Raw genomic sequence first — 23,617 nt, 5'->3', positions numbered from 1 at the left:
CCACTACATTATATAAGAAGATTAATCCAACCTGTTGCGTTAGACCCTATTGGTTATTATCGGGGCAATTAAAACCGATAGTCAGCCACTAAACTAAAGGTTCTGGGTTTACCCACCAACCAGGTATTTGAATAGCAGGCAGACGAGGCATACAGCTCATCAAACAAATTATCCACTTTAGCGGTCACTGCAATGTGATGAGTGACTTGCCAACTAACAGATGCATCCACTAAGGTAAAAGAAGGGATTGGATTAGTACTGTGATAACGCATGCCAACGTAGCGCGCATCGGCTATAAACCGCACAGCATGCACAGGACGCCAGGTAAAACCAACATTCGCTGTTTTTTCCGGGATATAGTTGGGAGTAGATCCGCTATCGGTTTCAGCCTCCAAAACTGACAAATTACCGTAGAACTGCACGTCCTCGTTAACCATATAGTTAAACCCTACCTCAATGCCTTGTGATGTTTGTTCAGCGATGACAATCACGTCATTGGGATCAGACGAATCTGGATCATCTTCAGTAAGATTATTTCTAGTCAAATCAAAAAGTGCCAGGGTCCATTGCAGCCCCGTATCGCTGACTTGTTTTTTAAAACCGATCTCCCATTGTTCACTTTCGATCAGGTTTGATTCTCGGTATGACGCATTCGCGGTTACAATCGAGCCACCGGGATGAGTCGCACCAGTGCCATACTGGGCATACAAAGCGGCATTTTCAGATAATGAATAAACAAGCCCCAGACGGCCAGTCGTAGCATTTGATTCTTGCTCAATTGGAGCCTGACCAAGACGCAAATAATCAGTTGAAAACTCGTCGTAACGCAATGCCGTCACCAAATCGACAGCGTCGGTTATTTGATATTGCAACTCGCCAAACAGTGCTTTTTGTAATACATCAGACATATTGTCTAACATGACACCTGCGTCGGTGATATCCGACAACAAACCTGGGTAAAATTCGTCGACCAAGACAGTGTCAAAATCATTGCTCCAATCTATAGGATTTGAATTGGCCGGACCAAAATTGCTGTCTCGCGAAAACTCAATATCGTTAATTTCAAAACCAACTGAAAACTTAAGCAAATCTTCTTGTAACGCTACATTCAGGTTACTTCTTAAACCATTGTGCGTCATGTCGTGCGTGAGAACTAAGGGATCCCATCGATCGATAGTATTCTCGGGGGCGTTATAAGTGTAATATTCAGAATTTGCCCAATACCGATCCGTGCTTAAACGGTACACTTCCGTTTGCCAACTGCTCACCTCGGATAATGACCAGTCAGCCTTGAGTCGAAATGATTCATCGCGATAGGTGATTTGTGAATCATCAACATTGAAATTCTTATCTGTGAGGCTTTTTATAAACTTCCCATTGTTTATTGGCACCCCAAAGTACTTCATGGGCTCCTGATCACCACGATCATAGCGAGTTACAATCGATAGGTTATCAGTTGGATCCCAACGCAATGCCAGTGACAACATCTCGGCTTCGCTCTCGCCGTTGACAACCCAATTGTCAGACGCTTGTTTACTGTAATTAACTCTGTATGCCAAGGAATCGGAAAATTTATCGTTGTAATCCAAGCCCAAAAAGCGACTTCTGTTTTCACCAATACCAAGACGCACGGCGCCCTGACGATGATATTCAGGCGTTTTGGGTACAATATTGATTGCCCCACCAATGCCACCTTCTCCATATAAAACCGAAGCAGGACCTTTCAGCACATCGATTCGCTCCACTCCCCACGTATCAAAAGGAAAGGTAATAGTGCCAGCCGCGGTAAAAAAATGGCTGCCATCATAGAGTTTAGTGACACTGCCCTGTCCTCTAAAGCCACGAGCTGAAATGCTGGAGTGACCATTGCCGGGGGTTGCTTCTGCAGTAAAGCTGGCAGTTCGGGTAACGGCTTCAAGGACACTGTTATCAACTCTTGCGCGGATACTCTCCCCGGATATCACCTCTACCGAAGCCGGCGTTTCCAAGACCGTTAAGTCCAATCGGCTGGCGGTTTTTACCTTTAAGGATTGCTGTGTTCCGAAAACATCCACACGTTCAATATCCTGATCGATTTCATGAGCAAATGCGGCTGACAACGGGCCAACAGAAAGACTTAAAATCGCCACTGTGACAAGGTTTTTATAAAACGTAGGCGTAATTTCCGGTTTATTCGCTCTTCTATTTCTTTTGACTAAATCCATACAACGTATCCCAGGGTATATAAATAATTAATATTCAGTTATTCGGCAAAACTCTTTTAATTTCAGCCAGTAAACATGCGTCATTAGCGATATTTATGATAGGGAGGGGAAGGCCTTCAAACAACGAATTTACCGTTACGTAACGGTGCATTAAGGAAGCCATTTGAGGTTATGAACTATCAGGTAAAATACAGGCTACTCTGCATCACCTTACTCAGATGTTTGAGACAACTTTTATTATTACAGGCCATCTACTGCGTTTGAAACGGGTTACAGCTAGTTACAACAGGTTACTTTGATTAAGGAGAAGGTAATTCGTTTGTGATCAATCCGCATAGCGGTGATGCGACAAGGGCTTAAGTAGAAAAGCAGGACCGGGCAGTCGCCGAAAATAAAAAGGTTACCCGCATACTGCTTAAGAGTAGCATTGGCGGACACACCCTTCCCGCAGTATAGAAACATTAAACAAAAGCTCTATGTAGGATTTCAGCTTATACTTTCACAGTTAAAAAATTTTAATCTATGGCGAATGGAATGATTATAGAGGGTGATGATGGTTACTGCATGATCACTCGGCTGTTAGTGTAGAGTGGGCGCACCAAACGTTTTCTGCGGAGGATAACGGGGCTTTGTGATCCCGCTTGGGATGATAATAGTTAGTAAACGAATTTATGCACTGATATAGCCCTGCCGAGACTGTAAGATATTCAGTGTAAGTGGCTGTCAATCATCGTGATATGCGGTCAATGTACATAATCATGATACTGACTCATAGCCCCTTTCCAACCTCTTATCGACCTAATCTACTTCTTCGATATCTGATGCAACGGGTTTTCGGGTAAGCGACATCGATGGCTGAAGGGAAGCCTTTCAGGCCATCACAGCAGGCGATGAAAATATACTCCGCGCCACGCGCTCTTAAGTTATTCGTTCATCGCGGACAACCAAAACGCTACACTTTCGTGTTTGTGCCATCCATAAGCCCAATAACGCCTTTTCACCATCGGTATTGATGCCGAGCGCCAGGTAAACTGATTTGTACTGTACCGCGCCAACGTCCCGGCTGCGCACCACTAAATATTCAGATAAACGACTGGATATAATGCGCCCAGGGGACGTTGTTGCCATTGCTTTACGTCATCCGGCATTTCATTGGTAACCTGAGAGATAAAGGTTGGAGGGACCTACGCCGTAAGATTCCTCGAAGTGAACCTGGAAATTTCGGGTTATCATGCTTCGCGCGTACAGCGAGATAATTCGGTCATCAAAGCCGTTGAACGGCTTCTCGCCCTTTTTAGCGGATTTACCGTTTCTGGCGTTGCCGGAAGTCTTGCCTTCCGGTATAGGTTTAGCGTATCCGAGATGTCGCTCCATCTCGGCATTTAACGCACGCTCTGCCACCTTTTTGGTGAGTTGCTTTAATAATCCGGCTTCGCCGAGAATATCATCGGCAGAATCACAGCCGTCTCACAGCTGATCGATATATTCGTCTGTTATTGGCATTCTGCCTTCCTTTCAACAGGTTAGGAATGCCACTTACACAGATATTGTTACACTCTCGCCCCACCATTCCTATGCTGGCAGCAACCTAATAAAGTTGCCGCCATAATGAAGACCTTTTACACCATTGCTATTCGATACTATCGCGTCTTTTATCAATATAGTCTTCCCATAATGTGGCTGAACAACCGTACTGACCTAACATGACTCCTTCCGAAGCTCGTTTGATAAGCGTTCTGCCCTTTACTGGTTTTTCATAATAATATGGGTCGGTCATAGTTAGAGTGATTTCGATAACCTCACCGTAGGTTGGATGGTCTTTTAATTTCCACCTTTCGGTAATTTTAGCTTCATCGCTACGATGATATAGCGTTGCATCGCTGGTCATGGTAAAGCCTTTACTTTCGATGACCAATTCATCACCCTCCCAGTGTCCAATAGAATAACCTTGTCGAGTTGGAGGCGTGTATTCGGGAAAAGTGTTTTGATTAAGATGAATATGTCGCACCTGGTCCATGTACTCATTGGAAAAGACAATGCGATCCTCAGACTGATAGATTTCACGCGGATAATTTCGTGCGCGCCCTAACATCGTCCATGGCATGCCAGTAGTGTCGCAGAACATTGAATGAGACTCAGACTTTACGTCAAAATTTTCTTTATAAAATTTCTCAACCTCAAGTGCCTCTTCAGTGTACTCAGCGATTTCTTCCGGGCGGATAACTTCATCATATTCAGTAATTACCCATACACCACTAAAATCCGGGTGCTTGCTCTTTAATTCAGGAGTAGTACTACTGCACCCCAGCATACAAGATGTAAAGACTATTAATGGATATTTAATCAAACTTTTCAAAAGATACTTCCTCATACTGACGAGCAATCATTCGGCTTAGCAGACATACCACTCACTAGACGATTTGATTACTCAATTGTGAAAAACGTTAACCTGATTTCAAAAGAATAACAAAAAAGAGAACGACGTTCCATTATATTAATATTTATGTTAGTGTAATGTAAATCACAATTAACAATACAGGCATAATTTATGTACCCTACTGCTCAAAAAATCACTTGGCGGACTTTATGTTTAATCATGCTAACCAGTTGCTTCCCGTTGACCGCTTTATCTCACCAGACTGACGATATGCCAACAATAAGAGTCATCGATACGGTTGGTGGTAACGAGAATATACTCAGCTTACCGCTCCCCGAGGACGGCGATCCATTAGCATTACCCAATCCGAGCGTTTTTCAGAAACATGCCGCCCCCTATAAAGAAGTAACCACCAGAATTACCCTGAAGCCAGAACAACAAACCGAAATTAAGCTGGCAATGACGGCTGGTCAGGTAGCAGTGTATTCATGGGCGACAGATCAAGAAAGTGTCTACGTCGACTTTCACGGACACCAACCGGATACAGAAGACTTTTTTGTACGCTACGAAGAACTTGACGAAGGAAAGTCAAGCCACGGCTCCCTGGCCGCCCCCTTTGCAGGACATCACGGCTGGTTTCTACTAAATATGACTGAGCAACCCGTGACTATAACCTTTAAGTTTGCCGGTTTTTTTACCGAAGTTATTGAGTATGAAGTAACATCTTCTTCGCCATTTTGATAGTGACCTGTTGCTTGGTAACCAGCGCTCTGTACGCCTACCACACAAAGCAGGAAACGCTAATTTAGAACGGTGTCATTAAAGGGGAAGTGAACACGGGCAGAATATTGCATTTTGGGCCTGCAGATGCTGATTACGTTAAACCGCAAGCTATTTAGAAGATATAACGGCAATACTTACGCTGGATACCGTGGCTGGTTTGTTTATTGGGTCAACTGACTTATTACTCTATTAAGAACGCGGTCCCTACGAACTTGATGAAACTGACACGTCCATGATGAGTATAATTGCTGAATCAGCACCTGCAGCCAATAAACGCTGGATTATACCGGCTTGGCGATCGGAAGAACGAAGCCTGAAGCACACGCTGGAAGCAGATTGCGTAGTATTTACCCACGAGTAAATAATCATTGATGCGAACGTAAAACACTTTCTTGACACCCTTGCACTTTCTGAAGACGCTATAGGTGCAAATCGTTATGGGCGTGTAAGCAACAGTGAAAAGTCCTAAAACAGGCCACTACAGCCATCCCTCGCTTTGTCACTCAGGCTGCTCTTTTTTCCACTCTCCCAATAAGGTATCAATTAAATCATACTGCATCTTTGGGAGTTTCTGCCACAGCGCTACCTGCGCACGTATACCGGTCGATGATGTTATGCAAGCCAAAGGTTGTAACAGTTAACACTTCTCAAACTATACTTACCCAGCCTGAGCCTGCTCAACAATATAAATCACCATTTACCAGTCTCTTCATGGCATGCAGAATACGTATAAGGAGTGATGAATCGCTTTTGGAGCGGATTGTGTTGTTGCCGTGGCCAAACAAATTCACACAACCCTGTTAAACCGCTTTTCCAACGTTAGCCAACTCAACGCCATATTGATTTGGACTTCTGACGTCCGGGTATGGGTGCTTTCTTTGAATGAGGATTACAGACCGTGTTTAATTAAACAACATGCAGAGATATTACTGACTTTTGACAGGTCGTAATATATCTGAACGTAATATTGAGTTTGGGCTCAATATTCGCAATGCGCGTAAATATTAAGGGATAACGCAGGAAGACTTAGCATTACGTGCAAAAGTGGACAGAAGTTATATGAACAAAGTGGAAAGGGTTAACTAATTTAACGGTGGACAGTTTGTACAGTTGAGCTGCTGCAATGCGTATCCCGTCTCAATCTCTTTTGCCTTAGAAGCGTTAGACTTACTTTTTATGAAATCTGAACAAGCAAGACGATCACGAATTTTCAATTCATTTTACAGGAATGGCCCAAGCCATAGAGACGGCGCAGACGTTTCATTTAATGACATCTTGAAGATATTTGGTTTTAGAACCGCAGAAGTCGGTGCCTGGGTTACAAGGGAAGAACAACAGGCTGCGGCAAATCTATTCTTTGATGCCTTTTGTGATTTGATGACTATTCTAAATGTTCCTGAAAAAGTCATTTCACTCAATGGAACGCTATCAATAGCGTTTGGCAAAGGAGGTCAAAAGCACTGCTCAGCTCACTACAACTCTCGCACACGAACGCTAGCCTTGGCAAAAAACGCTGGGGCAGGCTCACTAGCTCACGAGTGGTTTCACTCATTCGATCACTTCATCGCATCCAAGCTATTTAAACAGAGTTCTTCCGATAGTTTTGCCTCAGCGCTTTGGCTAAAACACCAGCAGATAGTAGAGCATCCAATTAACAATTTATTGGAAAATTGCTTTCAGCATATTTTCCTACAACAAAATAGCGATCAACCCAGCCAGCTATTCAACAAAAGTGTTGAAGCTGATAGGATTTTGAAAATCTACTACTATGCACTACCACAAGAGGTTAGTGCCCGCGCCTTTGAGTCATTTATACAAGATAATAAAACAAAAAATGCATTTCTTGTTCAGGGGACAAAAAATACTACAGAGGCTCATCTTGGCATTTATCCAGTTGAAGAGCACCGATGCATAATCGCTCATCACTTCATGAAGTACTTCTCTGCATTAGGCAAAGCACTAGACAATCGTTAATAACATCTCGTTATAAATACGACTCATATTTAAGACACGCCATGGGCCTGGCAGGATGCTGCGGAACGGGTCTAATCCCCATTGAATAGGCGCCTGACTGAGTAGTTTCAACTACTCTTTCTGGACACCGTTGGCAGCGAGGGACGTTGAAGCGTGCGTCCAGGAGCCGCTAATTAAGAACGCATTCTTAGTGCTGGGGACAAAAATGTCAGTAGAGGCTAGACTTGGCATTTATCCTCATGGTATTTTGGGATAGCAGCTAAACGACGCTTTTAAGTTGTATTTTTACCAACTGGGTGTGGCGCTGTCCGCAAAATGATGTTGCTTTCTAACGAAAGTGAACGACTAAGTCAGTAAGTTAATCGCTTTTGGTAATATTGATTGTACAAATTACTACATTTTTTTGTTACAAACAGTATACTAAGCAGACAAGTGTTAGAGACAAGAAAACGAAATGAAAAGAAAAAAGCATACTTCTGGGGATGACGAAGCCCAGGTCGACATGACGCCCATGTTGGACATTGTGTTCATCATGCTGATCTTCTTTATCGTAACGACATCATTCGTTAAAGAAAAAGGTCTGGATGTTAATCGCCCAGAAAACAAAAACGCATCAAACCAGCCAAGTAAATCTCTGTCGATTCGTATTGATGAAGCAGGTACGATCATGATGAATGGCCGTGAAGTCGACATCCGTCGTGTTATCGCGAATATTCAGACTTACTTAGCTGAAAACCCAACCGACACTGCAGCTATCCAGGCTCACGAAAATACTGAGCACGGTGTAGTGGTTGAGGTAATGAACCAGGCTAAAGAAGCCGGTATCAATAAGGTATCTGTTCTGGTTAAATCTTAACTTCCGGGTTTAAGATAAGAGAAAAAGCGCGTCTATCGCGCTTTTTTTGTGCCTGCAATTTCACTGCTCAGTTAAAAATTAAGATAAAACTCACCACAAAGCTTTTTATACTGCGGCGTATACTGGTTATCCTCGGTACGGATGATCAGCGATTTTGCTTCAGGTTGTGAGGGGGTTTGTTGAAAGCAATACACGTCTAAATAGGGTAGTGAACCGGCGTTATGCTGAACAGCCATTATCCGATACACATGCCATCCGTACATCAAGGCGCAATTGAGCACCTCGGCTTTTCTCGCTGCCGGGTACATACAATATAGCCTGCCATCATCTGCGCTAAGGTTAGCAGTTTCTGCGAAAAACTGTTCAATGCTCAGTGTTTGCTCAGTTCGCGCCTGCCCCCGGATCTCAGACATCGACGCATAAGCATGGGTAGGGCTCTCAGCATCGGCAAAATACGGCGGGTTCGAGACTATCAGGTCATACTGCAGTTGACGGTCCATATTCTGCAGTGGACTCTGCACCACCCGTATCTTTTCAGGCCACGGGCTGTTAGCGGCATTGTGAGTTGCCTGAGCAATCGCCCCTGGGTCGATATCAATAGCAGTAACGGTGATATCAGACGCGCTTTTTTGTGCGAGCATCAGTGCCAGTATTCCCGAGCCGGTACCGACATCGAGAATCGAGCGAGCATGGGCTACGTCAATGAAACTGCCCAGGATAAGGCTGTCTGTTGAGACTTTCATTGCGCAGTTATCATGGGCGACGAAAAACTGCTTACACTGAAACCCTCTGGGTTGTTTCGATGGTTTACTCATCAGAATGTCTGGTGGCGGAGCATTTCTCTGGCGACCTGGTGGGGATATACTGCGCGGTATTTTTTAAGGCGGCCAATAAGTAAAGGTTTAAGCAACTGCATCATGCCTGCCCCTAATCGCTCCAGGGGACGGTTATCGTTGAGACGTTCACCAATCAGCACGCCTGGCCTTACCGCAGCGGCATTGGGCAATTGCGGCATGCGCATAATCGCATTTTCCAGCTCCCCTTTCACGCGCAGGTAATAATTTTTACTTTTGGCGTTAGCCCCCACCGAGGAAATCCACACAAATCCACCAGCCCGCTGTGCTCTGGCCAACTGAGCCGCAACGTGAACATATTCAAAATCCACTTTGCGAAAGGCACTGATGTCGCCGGCTTTCTTTAATGTAGTGCCCAAACAGCAGTACACATGATCAACCGAAAAATAGCCCTGATACTCATCCAGGTTACCGAAATCAATCACTACCGGCCGCAGCTTGTTATCGGGATCCTGGTAGTGCTGCCGCCCCAGCGGACGCCGGACCAGACAGGTTACCGATTCATAGCGGGGATCGAGTAACAGCAGCCTGAGCAGGTTCTGCCCTACCAACCCACTGGCTCCCAGGATAAGTGCGCTTTTTAATGCAGGCAAATTGTGTCATCCTCTAGCTTTAAAATGGAGCCCGCACACTGCCGGGTTCTCCTGTATAACAACAACTTGTTTCTACGTATTTCAGAGCAAATACGTGCAGTAAGCAAGCTTTAATAACGACAGATAATAGCGTATCCATGAAAAAAGCATTAATACTTGGAGCCCTTATGCTCACGAACACGGTAGCCGCTGAAAAGCTGACCATCGAACGAATTTATGCATCGCCATCACTGGACGGTAGCTCTCCCAGAAACTTACAGGTTGCCCCCGACGGCCAGCGGGTAACTTACCTGCAGGGCAAACAGTCTGACTACGAACGTCTCGACCTGTGGGAATATAATATTGCTTCAGGTACCTCGCGCCTGTTGTTCGATTCCGATGACTTGTCCACCGGCGAAGAAGCCCTTTCTGATGAAGAAAAAGCCCGTCGTGAACGGATGCGTTTATCCGGCAGCGGTATAGTAAGCTATCAATGGTCTGCCGATGGTAAGGCGCTGCTCTTCCCCATGGGCGGTGATGTGTTTTACCACCAGTTAGGTCAACCTGGCGCTCGCCAGTTGCTCAACACCGATAGCTTTGAAACCGACATTAAGTTATCGCCAAAAGGTAACTACATCTCGTTTATTCGCGACCAGAACCTCTACATCAAACACATAGCATCAGGCAAGGAAACGGCGATTACCACCAAAGGTGGTGGCAATATCAAATACGGTATGGCGGAGTTTGTCGCGCAGGAAGAAATGAATCGCATGACCGGCTACTGGTGGTCTCCAGATGAGTCATACATTGCCTTTACCGAAGTCGATGAATCGCCGGTTGAAGTGATCACCCGCTCAGAAATCTATGCTGACGAGATCAAGATGATCGAGCAGAAGTATCCCAAGGCCGGTACCCCGAATGTCACCATTAAACTGGCCGTACAGGACATCAAAAGCGGTAACCGTCAGTGGATTGATACCGGTAAAGAAGAGGATATTTATATTGCCCGCGGTAAATGGATGCCCGACAGTCAGCACTTCACCTATCAATGGCAAAGCCGCGACCAACAGCAACTGGAGCTGCGCAGTTACAACGTAAACAACCACCAGCAGACTCTGGTCCTTAAAGAGCAGTCGGATACCTGGGTAAACCTGCACGATGACTTTACCTTCCTGGCAGACGGTAAGCGTTTCATCTGGGCTTCCGAGCGCGATGGTTTTAAACACCTGTACCTGTTTACCAACGAAGGCAAACTGGTTCGCCAGCTTACTCAGGGCGAATGGGTAGTGGATGAACTGGAAGCGGTCAATGATGACTCCGGCCAGGTTTACTTTACCGGTCGCAAAGATACGCCTTTGGAGCGCCATCTGTATGTTACTGATCTGAAAGGCAGTGCACCAAAGCGCCTGACCAACCGCGACGGCATGCACGGTATTAGCTTTAGCCACGACGCGTCGATTTATGTAGATAGCTCTTCAACCGCGAACCGCCCTACTCAGGTAAGCTTACATAACGCCAGTGGTAAACAGCTCACCTGGTTGGAAGAGAATGCACTGGATGAAAACCACCCGCTTACGCCCTACCTTAGCGACTGGGTAGAGCCTGAGTTTGGCACCATCACCAATGACAACGGCATTGACCTGTATTATCGCCTGTACAAACCGACTGAACTGAAAGGCAAACATCCGGTTATTGTTTACTTGTATGGCGGCCCGCACGCACAGGTGGTCAATAATGCCTGGGGCGGTAACCGCGGCCTTCTGATGCAATACTGGGTAAGTAAAGGCTACGTGGTGTTCAGCATTGACAACCGAGGTTCAAACTACCGTGGTAAAGCATTCGAGGAACCCATCTACAAAGCCATGGGCAGTGTGGAAGTAGACGACCAGGTAACCGGCGTTAAATTCCTTCACACCCTGCCCTATGTGGATAAAGAACGTATTGGCGTATACGGCCACAGCTACGGCGGCTACATGACAATCATGAGCATGTTTAAAGCGGGTGATTACTTTAAAGCCGGAGTCTCCGGGGCACCGGTAACCACCTGGCGGTTATACGACACACATTACACCGAACGTTACATGGGCAACCCAAATACCGATAGTGAAGCCTATGACGCTTCATCCGTTTTTCCTTATGCCGACGGCCTGAAAGGCCCGCTGCTGGTTTATCATGGAATGGCCGATGACAACGTGTTGTTTACTCACAGTACCAAACTGTATAAACACCTGCAGGATGCTGCCAAGCCTTTCGAGGTAATGGATTATCCGGGTAAAAAGCACAGTATTCGTGGTAAGCAAACAGGTATACATTTGTATCACACCATCACAAATTTCTTTGACAGACATTTTGATGTGCAGTAAACACTCGATAAGTGACAGGCAGCATCTGTGTTATCGACCGTGGAGCTATCAGCTTCCACGATAAAGTGGCCTACTGTGAAGCATCAGACGGTATGGGTGCGGTGATCATTAACAACAAAGCCGACATGCTTTACGGTACGCTGGGCGACACCAACACTATCTCTTTCCCTGCTTGTTGCTGCTACCAGCGCTGAACGGTCTTCCAACGCTGGTAGCAGCAACAAGCAGGGATGTGTCGGTAGAAGCCAGCGACTATGCATACCTGAGCGGTACGGAAATTCACGAGGCACTTAAAGCAACCCCGCTAGACGGCGGTGCTGGCGGTATGACTATCAGGTGTGCGAAACCTGCACCACAAGCTGTTCAGCCACAGTTACTGTGGTTTTCTAACTAAATCGATAAACACAAAAAGGGCTGTGATAACACAGCCCTTTTTATTCATAACCCGCTAATTCAGCTTTCTTTAGCAAAGCCTCTGAACACATACCCCAGAGCATCACAAGCCCGCCCTACCGGACAGTCTTCCTTATGCACAATATCCAAACCCACCTTTACTGCTTTCTCTTTGCACACACTGCATTCACAAGCCGTATTAAACGACTCGTCACTGATAAACTGTCCAGCGTCGAGCAAATCCATAATGATGATCTTCAGATCTTCCCGAGAAACGTCCACTTTCGTCTCCTGCATACAATAAATTTCACAACTATTATATTTGCAGTAACGGCACTGGGTGCATATTGATACGGATAATCAGGTATAGCCAGACAAACTCTTATTTATTGAACTTTAGTATAATAACACTAAAAAATCGCTGAAAATCAACGCACCAACTATACCGTGATAATGGCAAGTACGCTTGTGACATCAATGAATATTTCCTGCTAACATAACAACAAATTTCCTGGTCAGATACTATTGTGAAAATACTTGTTATTCCCGTTACCCCGTTTGCTCAAAACTGTTCGTTAATCTGGGATCCCGCCACCATGAAAGGTGCGCTGGTCGACCCCGGCGGCGATGAAGAAAAGCTCTATAAGGCGGTAAGCGAGCAACAGGTTACTATCGAAAAAGTTATTCTCACCCATGGCCATCTCGACCACGTTGGCGGCACCACTGCCGTGGCAGCCCACTACAACGTGCCCGTTATTGGCCCGCACATTGGTGACAAGTTCTGGCTTGATGGCCTGCTGCAACAAAGTCAGATGTTTGGCTTTCCACCCACACAGCCATTTAGCCCCAACCAGTGGTTAACCGAAGACGATACCATTTCTGTTGGCAACCTGACGCTGGAAATTTTGCACTGCCCGGGGCATACCCCCGGTCACATAGCCCTGGTTGAACGCAGCAGTAACCAGGTGATTGTGGGGGACATTATTTTTGCCGGTTCAATTGGCCGTACCGACTTTCCACAAGGCAATCATCAGCAATTAATTGATGCTATCCGTGACAAGCTGTTTACCTTACCAGACGAGATGATTGTATATCCGGGCCACGGCCCAACGACCACCATAGGCCACGAGCGTAAAACCAACCCGTTTGTCGCCGACGCTAAGTTTGGCTGATGTCAATGATGTATGAAGCCGTATGACACGGTTTCATACGCGTTTGAAATACCTTACCAGCTGGCTTTGGCATCGCTTTTATACGCACGCCAGACCAATCCGACACCAATACTATAGGTAATATCTTGCTCGTAGAGCGGACTGTCTTGATTCGCTGATCCACTGTTAAATTGCACTGACGTGGATAAAAAGCCGCGAACATTGTCGATTACAGGAAAAGCAACACTGGCCGACAATTCGGCTCCCAGATAGCCACCTTTTGCATCGTAAGCGGGCCTGGTTGCGGTTGCATATTCCGGCGTTACCGCATAAAAATAGTCATGTAACTTTTCCGTCGCCCAGGTCGCTCTAAAGGCCAGCCTCAATCCGGTATCAGGCAGGAACACATCGCGTTGCTGATAGGTTAACGCAGGCTCAAAAACAAAACCTCTGGCGTCAAATCCACCAAAGTCGGTTGAGACCACAGCGCGTGCCTGAAAACGGGCATTAAGGCGCGAGTGACCACCACCGTCAAAAGAAAAGTCTTTTATTTTATAAATCAGCTGTGGGCCGACCTCCACTAAATAGTCAAGCTCAGGCATGCCTTCACGGGCGGTATTATCATCACTGTCTGCCGCAAAAGCGCCACTGAAACTCAGATCCAACTCAAGCCTTTCGTTTTCCAGAAATACGGCCCTGGCACCACCTTGCCCGCCAACCCGAAAAATATCACCTCGATAAATCACGTAAGGTAATGCCAGGGCCACAAAATTACGTTCTGCTGAGGCTGGATAGTTAGGTGTTTCTATCATGCCGCCGCCAACGCCGGCTTCCCATAACGGCAGTTTTTCATTTAGCCCCTCAAACCCGGTTAAATCACGATTTGGCGATTCCTCGATGTCTTTATCTTCAGACGCCGCCTGAGCCGACAGGCACAGCGTTGTCAGAAGAACCAGCATGCCGAGTGTTTGAGCAAAATACATAACAACATCCTTAAAGAGAAAACCGCCGCCAACCGGCAGACCTTATACCTGACAAAAGCCTCCTTTATACTGACTAAACAACGTTAGGGATGAAAAAATTCGTCCACACACGACAATCGGATTGTGACGCAGAATTCAGGCTTCAGCCCGTGGAAAATTACGTTATGATGCCATTACTTCAGGCTAACAAGACTCTCTGATGGGATTGCTGCACTATTTAAAACAATGCTTTCGCCCCACACCGCAGCGCGTCATTGTGGCAGGCACGGATATCGCGTCCTACCAACTGATTGAATACCTGACGCAGGCGGCACAGTTTGAACCGTTATATGTGTTGAACGAGGAGCCCTGGCATCACCGCAGCTATATGTTTGGCGCACAGTTGCGCTACGCCAGTGAACTCATTGCGCTGGTTGAAAAGCATCAAATTAGTATGATCTTTTGTGTCACACCTGAAGATTACACCAGATTACAGACTGAGTATGGAAAGGGCTTATCAGTAAAAGGCTGTGAATTGTGCTTGCTAAGCAAAGGTGAATTCCCGCAAAACTAATCCTCCCGTTGGCACGGCAAACGCTGACCGTTTTAACGATCAGCCGTAAGCTTTAATCTTGCTCGTAGGGCTGGTTGTCTTCCAGCACGTTTTGATTCATAGAGTCGCAGGGTCGTGAACAACAGGGACGGCCTACCACTTTGGCCGGCACACCCACCACCGTTACATGCGGTGGTACATCATTAAGCACAACACTACCCGCGCCCACTTTAGAGCCTTCGCCAATTTCAATATTACCTAACACTTTGGCACCGGAGCCCAGCATTACGCCCTGGCGGATTTTGGGGTGACGGTCGCCGCTTTCATTACCTGTACCGCCCAGAGTCACGTTTTGCAGAATCGAAACGTTATCTTCAATGACTGCCGTTTCGCCCACTACAATACCGGTTGCATGGTCGAACATTACGCCCTTACCGATAGTTGCCGCAGGGTGAATATCTACAGCAAACGTTTCTGAGTTCCGGCTTTGTAAAAACAGTGCCAGCTGATGCCGCCCCTGTTGCCACAAATAATGCGCCATCCGGTGCACCTGAACCGCCTGAAACCCTTTGAAATGGACCAGCACGTTGAGGTAATTGGTAACGGCCGGGTCACGAGTGTAGATGGCACGAATATCTTCGATCGCTGACTCAACAATTGCCGGCTCCAGCAAATACGCTTCGTCAAGAATCTCCCTGATGGTCAGTGCGGGCATCACATCGTCGGCCATTTTGTTCGACAAAATAAAGCTCAGCGAAGACTCAAAGTTATGATGGGTTAAAATGCAGGCATGAATGAAACTCGCTAATAGCGGCTCTTCATCGACAATTTGACGCGCTTCTTTTTTTAGCTGCAGCCAAAAGTCAGCAGTATCGGTCAGTGCATGCATGGGCATTCCTATAGTTTGCTGTGCGGGTAAGGTTGAACAAGAATAAACCAGCCAACGCGCGTAGCGGTAACATAATGGTTTATGGCACCAATTCAAGAGGTAACCCGAAAAAATTACGATAGCCGGAGAATTCTGCGCGGTCTGCGACACCGGAAAGTTAATACTACCTTGTATCCGACCGGATTTCGCCCAGATCCCTTTCATTATGTGACTACGGGCAATAATCCGCCATTATTGTGCAAGCGCGGTTTAACGCAGTAGGCTTTAATGGCATACTCTGCTTTTTATGGCCTGAATAAAAACACAGGTGTTTTTGTATTGCTATGGATGTTTCTGAGTTACTCGACGAATTAAACGATAAACAGCGCGATGCCGTTGCTGCGCCGCTGTCTAACATGCTGGTGCTAGCGGGTGCCGGCAGTGGTAAAACCCGTGTGCTGGTGCACCGTATCGCCTGGTTAATGCAGGTGGAAAATATCGCCCCTTACAGTATTCTGGCGGTGACCTTTACCAACAAAGCGGCGCGTGAAATGCGCGGCCGTATAGAGCATGTTATGGGCCGGCCGTTAAATACCATGTGGATTGGTACCTTTCATGGCCTGGCACACCGTTTATTACGCGCTCATTACGCCGAAGCCAATCTGCCGGAAAATTTCCAGATCCTCGATTCAGACGACCAATACCGTCTGATACGGCGGGTACTGAAGGCCATGAACCTGGATGAAAAGCACTGGGCCCCCCGGCAAATCCAGTGGTATATCAACGGCAATAAAGACGAAGGTCTACGCCCTCAGCATATCGAAACCCATGGTGATCATACCCAGCAGAAAATGCGCGATATCTATGCGGCCTATCAGGAAGCCTGTGACCGCTCAGGGCTGGTCGACTTTGCTGAATTGTTATTGCGAGCTCACGAATTATGGGTTAAGAATCCAGATGTACTGGCGCACTATCAGCGTCGTTTTCGCGCAGTACTGGTAGACGAGTTTCAGGATACCAACAATATTCAGTATGCCTGGTTGCGGCTGTTATGTAATCAGGACAACAACATAATGATTGTGGGTGACGACGACCAGTCTATTTACGGCTGGCGTGGTGCTAATGTGGATAACATCCAACACTTTCTGAAAGATTTCGATGGTGCTTCCACCATTCGTCTGGAACAAAACTACCGCTCTACCGCCACCATATTGAAAGCCGCCAACACAGTTATCGACAATAACCAGGGCCGCCTGGGTAAAGAACTCTGGACCAACGGTGACGATGGCGAGCCTATCTCGATTTATGCTGGCTTTAACGACCTCGACGAAGCCCGCTTTATCGTTTCGCAGATTTCCGACTGGCATAATCAGGGCAACCAGTTAAAAGAAGTCGCTATTTTATACCGCAACAATGCGCAATCACGGGTGCTGGAAGAAGCGTTGCTACACCAAAGCCTCCCCTACCGTATTTATGGCGGTCTGCGCTTCTTCGAACGTCAGGAAATTAAGGATGCACTGGGTTATATGCGCCTGGTCAATCACGCTCATGACGATGCTGCATTTGAACGAGTAGTGAATACGCCCAGTCGCGGGTTAGGCGAGCGAACGCTGGCGACTATTCGCGAACAAACACGGTTGCAAGATTGCTCCATGTGGCAGGCCAGCTTGCAACTCATTCAGGATGGTAGTCTGAAGGGCCGCGCCGCCAATGCGCTGAACGCCTTTATTGAGCTGATTAATAAACTAGCCGACGAATTTGAAGGCCAGCCTCTGGAAGAACAGGCTAACAAAGCCATCAACCAGTCTGGACTATATGCTATGTATCAGGCTGAAAAAGGCGAGAAAGCCCAGGCGCGTCTGGAAAACTTAGAAGAATTGGTAACCGCCTGTAAGCAGTTTGTTATTCCCGAAGAAGCCGACGACATGACACCACTGCAGGCCTTTCTCGCCCATGCTTCACTGGAAGCCGGTGAAACCCAGGCCAGTGGTGATCAGGACGCGGTGCAACTGATGACCATTCACACGGCCAAGGGACTTGAATTCCCGCTGGTCTTTATTGCCGGGGTTGAAGAAGGTATGTTCCCAAGCCAGATGACCAACGACGAACCGGGCCGTATGGAGGAAGAACGCCGACTTTGCTATGTGGGTATGACCCGGGCCATGAAAAAGCTGTACATGACCTACGCCGAAATGCGCCGGGTGTACGGACAGGAAAAATATCACACAGCATCACGGTTTTTACGGGAAATTCCCAACGAATGTGTGGAAGAAATCCGTCTGACGTCTACAGTGTCAAGACCGGTCACAAGTCGTTTCAGCAATGCAGCGTCCCATGAGCGGATGGAGCAAAGTGGTTTTTCACTGGGGCAGCGGGTAAAGCACCGCAAGTTTGGTGAAGGCGTAGTACTAAACTATGAAGGTAGCGGCGACCATGCCCGGGTTCAGGTAAACTTTGACGAATTCGGCAGCAAATGGCTGGTACTGAGTTTTGCCAAACTAGAGGTGATATAGGACGCATTGTGCAGCAGAAGGTGCTGATAATTGAAGACAGTACGAGTACTATCAGCCTGCTGACCAAGCTGGTTGAGATGGCGCAATTAAAGCCAGTACTTGCCACTTCACTGACTGCTGCCAAACACATTTTTATTAACAGTGACCCGGAAGATTTTCTCTGTGCCATTGTGGATTACGACCTGCCGGATGCTCCCAATGGTGAAGCCATCGACTTTTCGGTAAAAAGCTATTTACCGACCATTGTTACAACTGAAAGGTTGGAAGAAGATATTCGCAAAGCGGTGTTATCCCGCGAGGTAGTAGATTATATCCCCAAAGAAAACGCGCAGATTTTTGACTATCTCATGCGTCTGATTGGCCGGTTAGAGAAAAATAAAACCACCGGCGTTCTGGTGATTAACCCTAAGCGAAGTGAGCGCACCGCTATGGCGGCCCTGCTGCGTCGACATAACTTTATTACCTACGAATGTGCTGCTGCCGCACAAGCCGAAACACTCCTCGATGAACACAGCCATATCAAGCTGGTATTCGTCGACAGCGATCTTCAGGATAAACCGCCTACGCAATTTGTTGCCTGGTTGCGCAAACAGTACAGCAAGGAAGATCTGGCGATAATTGGTCTTGCCAACGACCGCAATAATCTGTTGTCGGCGCGATTTTTAAAAAGCGGCGCTAACGACTTTGTGCGCAAGCCCTACCACCTCGAAGAGTTTCTGTGCCGGGTAAATCAGAACATAGAACTGCTGGAAAATGTGGAAACCATCCGACGCACGGCCAATACCGACTACCTTACCGGCTTACCTAACCGCCGCCACTTTTTCTATACCGTTAATAAGATGCAACGCAATCAACCAGCCAATCAGGCACTGGCGTTACTGGATTTAGACTTTTTTAAAAGCATCAACGACACCCACGGCCATGATGCTGGCGATGAAGTACTGAAAGTGGTGGCTAACCGCCTTGCCGTAATGTGCGCAGATGTGATTATCGCCCGCTTTGGTGGCGAAGAATTTTGCATCTATTTGCCCGACACATCGCCTCAGGAAGCGGTTTCCCGCCTGCAAGGGGTGTATCGTAAAATCAGCGAGCATCCTGTACGTTTCGGTAAGCTTAACGTAAAAGTAACGGTGAGTATTGGCCTGACAACCCGAAGTGACCGCAATATTCAGTCTATGCTTACCACGGCGGATAAACTGTTGTACCAGGCCAAGCATAATGGTCGCAACCGCGTGGTTCACGACGCTATTCCTGCCTCTTAATATAAGTAATATATGTTAACTGCTTTGCTATTATCTGTGGCAGAACATTCAGACTTGCTACCCGTTGGAAAGTAAGTGACCGACAAGGTATTAGCGATTGCTTAACACTGACTGCCTAAACCTACCGCTCATTTTAAACCCATCTATCATGTTCATTCCCATTAATATGAGATTGATTGTACCAGCAAGCAGTTCAATACCTTGCACTACATAAAAATAGGCATCAAAAACACCTGCAGATGCCCTGAGGTCAAGGAATATTGCGCATGGGATCAGCACAAATATTCCATTCGCTCCAACAAAAGGCATTCTCTTCTTTTTTTGTTGTAGGAGCTTTCCTTTTCTTGATCTTGCTAATGCGATACCACTACCACCCGTTAATGCAATGGCAGGTACGAGTATAAACAAGCCAGGCCATACAATCAGGCTTTTCACGGTTGCAATGGATTCAGCCGAGCCAATAAGCTCAACGAAAATGGTTGCTGAGAAAAACAAGGCTATACACAAAATGGCAATTGGTGCTGCAAACCGATGGATTACGAGAATCATGATATCCTCCGAAATAAATAATTGGTAACATGTTGTCATTATGTAAGTGACACCCAATATTGTCAACATGTTGTCATATTTAAAAGGATTGCAGATGAACGAATCTAAAAAAGGCCCGGTGTTCACCGAAATTGTTCTTGAAGTGTTCAAGCTGGGAGGACTCCTTGTTAGTGAAGGTGACCAGATGGGTTTTGAATATGGAGTTACGAGCGCCCGATGGAAAATATTAGGTGCCCTTTACTTAACCGGTGAGCCACAAACAGTGTCACAGATAGCAAGAAGTATGGGACTGACACGACAAGCCGTACAACGACTTGTTGATGTCATGCACAAGGATGGATTTTTATTGTTTATTCAAAATCCAGATCATAAACGTGCGAAGTTGGTAGGCCTCTCGGATTTTGGGAAAGAGATTTATTCAAAGCTAGATGAAAAACAATCTGGATGGGCAACTAGATGCTCAACAGGTATCACTCAGGAAGAACTTGAAACCACACTGTCAGTGCTGAAACGTGTCTCCGACACTTTTGATCGCTAACTTTTAAAGATGGGGCAATTAATAAAATGTCATCTCCGGTTGATGAAATAGAGGTGCTCATCAAAGGCATCTCTGTGAAAAACGTCCAAAGACTACAAGGTAAACTGATGTTTGACCAGTCTGCCTCAGAGCGGATTCTCCACACTACGAAGCGAACGATTGAGCGCTGCGTAAAAAGCAAAAAGCCGCTTACACCAGCCATCAGTGAATATAATACGGCGGTGAATGCCTTATCGGGTATTAGCGGTCATCACGCAGAAAATGGGTGCCGACGAGCACAGAAACGGCGGATCTGCGGTATTCCAGGTGCCATCAAGCCTATGCGATGATGAGTTTAATTTTATACTAAATTCAGATCATACTGATATGGCCAAGATAAAAGTGGTAGACAGCAAGCCCTTTATTTATCCGGACAGGTTAGCCCTAATCCTCTGATTTAAAAATAAAACCACGCATTCACCGGCGACCATCGTCAACTGAACTGATAATGGTCGCGCTGACCACTTACTGGCAAAAGGATATCACATAGATAATGCCCTGAATCCATACCGGGTCAGCCGCCATAATGCTTACGCTGCCCGTAGCACTTTGCGCTGCTGACGATAGGTTTTCAGTGAATCCAGACTAAATAACACTAAGCCACACCAGACAAACCCAAAGGTCACCAGCCTTGCTGGTTCCAGTGGCTCGTCGTACATGCCAACAGCAAAAATGAACATCAGTGTAGGGCCTATGTATTGGATCAGTCCAAGAGTAGTAAACATAATCCGTTTAGCTGCCGCATTAAACGCCAGTAATGGCAGGGTTGTCACCACGCCTGCCGCCATTAACCAGGCATTTAACGACCATTCGTTGGTATACATATTGGCCGCTTCAGAAGCAAAATACACCCAGTAAAGTGCCGCGAAGGGCAGCAGTACCAGGGTTTCCATAAACAATCCAGGTAGCGGCTCTACTGGAATTTGCTTACGTAACAAGCCGTATATTGCGAAACTGCCAGCCAGCAATAATGCTACCCAGGGTAAAGTACCGTGGGCAATAATGATATTCGCCACCCCGATAATGGCCAATACAACCGCGACTTTTTGCATTGGGCGAAGGCGTTCTTGCAGAAACACCCTGGCCAGGAAGACATTCAGCAAGGGGTTTATATAATAACCCAGGCTTGCTTCGAGCATCATGTCGGCGTTAATCGCCCAAATAAACAGCAGCCAGTTACCGCCCAGTAACACACTCGCCACCGCCAGTAATCCGATTAACCGTTTAGACCGGAAAATAGCGCTGACTCTGGCAAACTGCCCTAATCCCAACAGTAATAATGCCAACAATGCCGCCGACCAGACAATGCGATGCATCAGAATATCAGGCGCCGGTACACTGGCAATTTGTTTAAAATATAACGGGGCAATCCCCCACATGGTATAAGCTGCCACCGCATAGAGAAGACCGGCGGTGGCCTGGCGTTGAGTAGCCTCAGCGTTCAAAGCGTTTCCTTTTCATTACAGTAAAAACAGGCTACCCAGGCCCAGAAAGGCTACAAAACCCACGATGTCGGTGACTGTGGTGAGAATAACCGAGCCGGAAAGCGCCGGGTCGATTTTGAGCTTTTCCAGGATCACCGGCAATACCACTCCGGCCAGGGCTGCGGCCAGAATATTAACAAAGATGGCCAGGCAGATAACCAGCCCTAACAGTGGATCGCTGAACCACATATAGGCCACAATGCCAATCACCAGCGCCCAAATCACGCCATTCACACCACCGACCTTGAGCTCTTTGGTCATCAGGGCTTTTAAGTTGGCACTGGTGATCTGGCCAAGCGCCAGACCCCGCACAATCAGGGTTAAGGTCTGACTGCCCGCGATCCCGCCCATACTGGCTACCACAGGCATCAGCACCGCCAGTGCTACCACCTGTTGTAAGGTGGCTTCAAATAAGCCAATAAACCACGAGGCCATAAATGCGGTAAGCAGGTTGATACCTAACCACAAGGCACGACTACGGGCACTTTTTGCCACCGGCGCAAATAAATCCTCGTCTTCATCCATACCGGCGGTTGCCATTACCTGACGTTCGTAATATTCGTTGACCAGCTCACTGGCACTTAAAATATCGTGTCTGCCAAGCAATTTATTGTTGTCATCGACCACAGGTAATCCCGCATAACCACTGCGCTGAACTAATAGAGACGCAGTGGTGGAATCATCGCTGCCTTTAATAACGGGCATAGACTCTTCGGTAAGTTCAACCATGGGCAAATGTTCCGGTGCCCCGAATACAGCGGTTAACTTCACCGCGGCAGAAAACTGTCCGGAGCGATTGACCAGGAAAATGCTATCACAGTGCGCCGGCACATTGCGGCGAATTAAGCGCAGGCCATCACGCACCTTGGCATTGAGCGGCAGCACCAGCATTTCGTGAGATATCCAGTGACCCACCTGTTCGTCGGGGAACTGGGTTGCATCGCGAAAGTAAGCCTGTTGCTGTTCATCCAGAGCCTGAATGGCCAGTTCCAGCAACTTGCTTGGCAAGGAGTCCATCAGCTCAAGTAAGTCTTCGGCGTCGATGCCCAGTAAAATGGCACTCCATTTATCGTCTGGCGTGGCGGAAATCAGCACTTCCCGCGGATCGCTCCGCATCTCAACCAGCACGTCGAGCTTACGGACATCGGGCAACACTTCCCACAGCAACATCCTCTCTTCAACGGGAAGAGATTCTAACAGCGTGGCTATTTCAACATCTTCAGCCGGCAACAGCTGTTCAACCACAGCGTGAATGTCGTCGACGCCGTTATCGGCAACGATTTCTTCAATGAGATCGGGTAAGGGTTCAGCCATGAGTTCCA

At 47.0% G+C, this 23,617-nt stretch carries 23 protein-coding genes and 1 pseudogene; 13 read left to right on the top strand and 11 right to left on the bottom strand.

The window, feature by feature from the left end:
- Window positions 1-68: 68 nt before the first annotated feature.
- The 3 genes and pseudogenes from AC2T0J_RS10165 to AC2T0J_RS10155 form a co-directional block, all read right to left on the bottom strand.
- Window positions 69-2,204: a TonB-dependent receptor gene (locus tag AC2T0J_RS10165; protein ID WP_489810018.1), complete on the bottom strand. Its 2,136-nt coding sequence runs from the start codon at window positions 2,202-2,204 to the stop codon at window positions 69-71.
- 826 nt (window positions 2,205-3,030) lie between these two features.
- A pseudogene (locus AC2T0J_RS10160) lies at window positions 3,031-3,647 on the bottom strand (transposase); the annotation flags it as partial.
- A 187-nt stretch (window positions 3,648-3,834) separates the two neighbouring features.
- The gene (locus AC2T0J_RS10155) at window positions 3,835-4,560 is read right to left on the bottom strand and encodes a hypothetical protein (RefSeq protein ID WP_489810017.1); all 726 of its coding nucleotides are present in this window, start codon (window positions 4,558-4,560) and stop codon (window positions 3,835-3,837) included.
- A 291-nt stretch (window positions 4,561-4,851) separates the two neighbouring features.
- Here AC2T0J_RS10155 and AC2T0J_RS10150 point away from each other — a divergent pair, with 291 nt between their 5' ends.
- From AC2T0J_RS10150 to AC2T0J_RS10135, 4 genes are all read left to right on the top strand, one after another.
- A complete protein-coding gene (locus AC2T0J_RS10150; protein WP_489810016.1) occupies window positions 4,852-5,322 on the top strand; it encodes a hypothetical protein in 471 nt (156 codons plus the stop codon).
- Between the two features lie 1,218 nt (window positions 5,323-6,540).
- Window positions 6,541-7,338, top strand: coding sequence for a CLCA_X family protein (locus AC2T0J_RS10145; RefSeq protein WP_489810015.1), 798 nt, complete (start codon window positions 6,541-6,543; stop codon window positions 7,336-7,338).
- A gap of 130 nt (window positions 7,339-7,468) precedes the next feature.
- Window positions 7,469-7,594, top strand: a complete 126-nt coding sequence (locus AC2T0J_RS10140) for an LPD1 domain-containing protein (RefSeq protein WP_489810014.1) — start codon at window positions 7,469-7,471, stop codon at window positions 7,592-7,594.
- 198 nt (window positions 7,595-7,792) lie between these two features.
- Complete coding sequence (locus tag AC2T0J_RS10135) at window positions 7,793-8,194, top strand: ExbD/TolR family protein (RefSeq protein WP_489810013.1); 402 nt, start codon at window positions 7,793-7,795, stop codon at window positions 8,192-8,194.
- A 71-nt stretch (window positions 8,195-8,265) separates the two neighbouring features.
- Here AC2T0J_RS10135 and AC2T0J_RS10130 read toward each other — a convergent pair whose 3' ends face one another.
- Both AC2T0J_RS10130 and AC2T0J_RS10125 read right to left on the bottom strand, forming a co-directional pair.
- Window positions 8,266-9,009 carry a tRNA1(Val) (adenine(37)-N6)-methyltransferase gene (locus tag AC2T0J_RS10130; protein ID WP_489810012.1) on the bottom strand — a complete coding sequence of 248 codons (744 nt, stop codon included), beginning with the start codon at window positions 9,007-9,009 and terminating at the stop codon, window positions 8,266-8,268.
- Window positions 9,009-9,641: an NAD-dependent epimerase/dehydratase family protein gene (locus AC2T0J_RS10125; protein ID WP_489810011.1), complete on the bottom strand. Its 633-nt coding sequence runs from the start codon at window positions 9,639-9,641 to the stop codon at window positions 9,009-9,011. Before AC2T0J_RS10125 ends, AC2T0J_RS10130 begins: the two co-directional genes overlap by 1 nt.
- A 137-nt stretch (window positions 9,642-9,778) precedes the next feature.
- On the opposite strand from AC2T0J_RS10125, the gene AC2T0J_RS10120 reads away from it, so the two are divergent.
- Genes AC2T0J_RS10120 through AC2T0J_RS10110 form a run of 3 tightly spaced genes read left to right on the top strand, consistent with a single transcriptional unit; the run spans window position 9,779 to window position 12,377 of the window.
- Entirely contained in the window at window positions 9,779-11,983 is a 2,205-nt protein-coding gene (locus AC2T0J_RS10120; RefSeq protein ID WP_489810010.1) for a S9 family peptidase, read from the top strand.
- An 11-nt stretch (window positions 11,984-11,994) separates the two neighbouring features.
- Entirely contained in the window at window positions 11,995-12,177 is a 183-nt protein-coding gene (locus tag AC2T0J_RS10115; RefSeq protein ID WP_489810009.1) for a PA domain-containing protein, read from the top strand.
- A 38-nt stretch (window positions 12,178-12,215) separates the two neighbouring features.
- On the top strand, window positions 12,216-12,377 hold the full coding sequence (locus AC2T0J_RS10110) for a hypothetical protein (RefSeq protein ID WP_489810008.1): 162 nt from the start codon (window positions 12,216-12,218) through the stop codon (window positions 12,375-12,377).
- Window positions 12,378-12,436: 59 nt separating this feature from the next.
- On the opposite strand, the gene AC2T0J_RS10105 is transcribed toward AC2T0J_RS10110, so the two are convergent.
- Window positions 12,437-12,658: a hypothetical protein gene (locus AC2T0J_RS10105; protein ID WP_489810007.1), complete on the bottom strand. Its 222-nt coding sequence runs from the start codon at window positions 12,656-12,658 to the stop codon at window positions 12,437-12,439.
- 245 nt (window positions 12,659-12,903) lie between these two features.
- Here AC2T0J_RS10105 and AC2T0J_RS10100 point away from each other — a divergent pair, with 245 nt between their 5' ends.
- Entirely contained in the window at window positions 12,904-13,548 is a 645-nt protein-coding gene (locus tag AC2T0J_RS10100) for an MBL fold metallo-hydrolase (protein WP_489810006.1), read from the top strand.
- A 53-nt stretch (window positions 13,549-13,601) separates the two neighbouring features.
- Here AC2T0J_RS10100 and AC2T0J_RS10095 read toward each other — a convergent pair whose 3' ends face one another.
- Window positions 13,602-14,510, bottom strand: coding sequence for a MipA/OmpV family protein (locus tag AC2T0J_RS10095; protein ID WP_489810005.1), 909 nt, complete (start codon window positions 14,508-14,510; stop codon window positions 13,602-13,604).
- Window positions 14,511-14,709: 199 nt separating this feature from the next.
- On the opposite strand from AC2T0J_RS10095, the gene AC2T0J_RS10090 reads away from it, so the two are divergent.
- Complete coding sequence (locus AC2T0J_RS10090) at window positions 14,710-15,063, top strand: hypothetical protein (protein ID WP_489810004.1); 354 nt, start codon at window positions 14,710-14,712, stop codon at window positions 15,061-15,063.
- A 52-nt stretch (window positions 15,064-15,115) separates the two neighbouring features.
- On the opposite strand, the gene cysE is transcribed toward AC2T0J_RS10090, so the two are convergent.
- Window positions 15,116-15,931: a serine O-acetyltransferase gene (gene cysE, locus AC2T0J_RS10085; RefSeq protein WP_489810003.1), complete on the bottom strand. Its 816-nt coding sequence runs from the start codon at window positions 15,929-15,931 to the stop codon at window positions 15,116-15,118.
- Window positions 15,932-16,254: 323 nt separating this feature from the next.
- On the opposite strand from cysE, the gene uvrD reads away from it, so the two are divergent.
- On the top strand, window positions 16,255-18,423 hold the full coding sequence (gene uvrD, locus AC2T0J_RS10080; RefSeq protein ID WP_489810002.1) for a DNA helicase II: 2,169 nt from the start codon (window positions 16,255-16,257) through the stop codon (window positions 18,421-18,423).
- A gap of 8 nt (window positions 18,424-18,431) precedes the next feature.
- On the top strand, window positions 18,432-19,685 hold the full coding sequence (locus AC2T0J_RS10075; protein ID WP_489810001.1) for a GGDEF domain-containing response regulator: 1,254 nt from the start codon (window positions 18,432-18,434) through the stop codon (window positions 19,683-19,685).
- 90 nt (window positions 19,686-19,775) lie between these two features.
- Here the strand turns inward: AC2T0J_RS10075 and AC2T0J_RS10070 are convergent, their stop codons facing one another.
- A complete protein-coding gene (locus AC2T0J_RS10070; protein ID WP_489810000.1) occupies window positions 19,776-20,234 on the bottom strand; it encodes a hypothetical protein in 459 nt (152 codons plus the stop codon).
- A 94-nt stretch (window positions 20,235-20,328) separates the two neighbouring features.
- On the opposite strand from AC2T0J_RS10070, the gene AC2T0J_RS10065 reads away from it, so the two are divergent.
- Together AC2T0J_RS10065 and AC2T0J_RS10060 are read left to right on the top strand one after the other, a co-directional pair.
- Window positions 20,329-20,772: a MarR family winged helix-turn-helix transcriptional regulator gene (locus AC2T0J_RS10065; RefSeq protein WP_489809999.1), complete on the top strand. Its 444-nt coding sequence runs from the start codon at window positions 20,329-20,331 to the stop codon at window positions 20,770-20,772.
- A 26-nt stretch (window positions 20,773-20,798) separates the two neighbouring features.
- On the top strand, window positions 20,799-21,101 hold the full coding sequence (locus tag AC2T0J_RS10060; RefSeq protein ID WP_489809998.1) for a hypothetical protein: 303 nt from the start codon (window positions 20,799-20,801) through the stop codon (window positions 21,099-21,101).
- A 240-nt stretch (window positions 21,102-21,341) separates the two neighbouring features.
- Here AC2T0J_RS10060 and rarD read toward each other — a convergent pair whose 3' ends face one another.
- The gene (rarD, locus tag AC2T0J_RS10055; protein WP_489810313.1) at window positions 21,342-22,190 is read right to left on the bottom strand and encodes an EamA family transporter RarD; all 849 of its coding nucleotides are present in this window, start codon (window positions 22,188-22,190) and stop codon (window positions 21,342-21,344) included.
- Window positions 22,191-22,271: 81 nt separating this feature from the next.
- On the bottom strand, window positions 22,272-23,609 hold the full coding sequence (locus AC2T0J_RS10050) for a magnesium transporter (RefSeq protein ID WP_489809997.1): 1,338 nt from the start codon (window positions 23,607-23,609) through the stop codon (window positions 22,272-22,274).
- Window positions 23,610-23,617: the final 8 nt, after the last annotated feature.

This window comes from Alteromonas sp. ISO5, assembly GCF_058105165.1.
The sequence above is the reverse complement of the archived record's forward strand: the minus strand, read 5'-3'. Positions and strand labels throughout refer to the sequence as shown.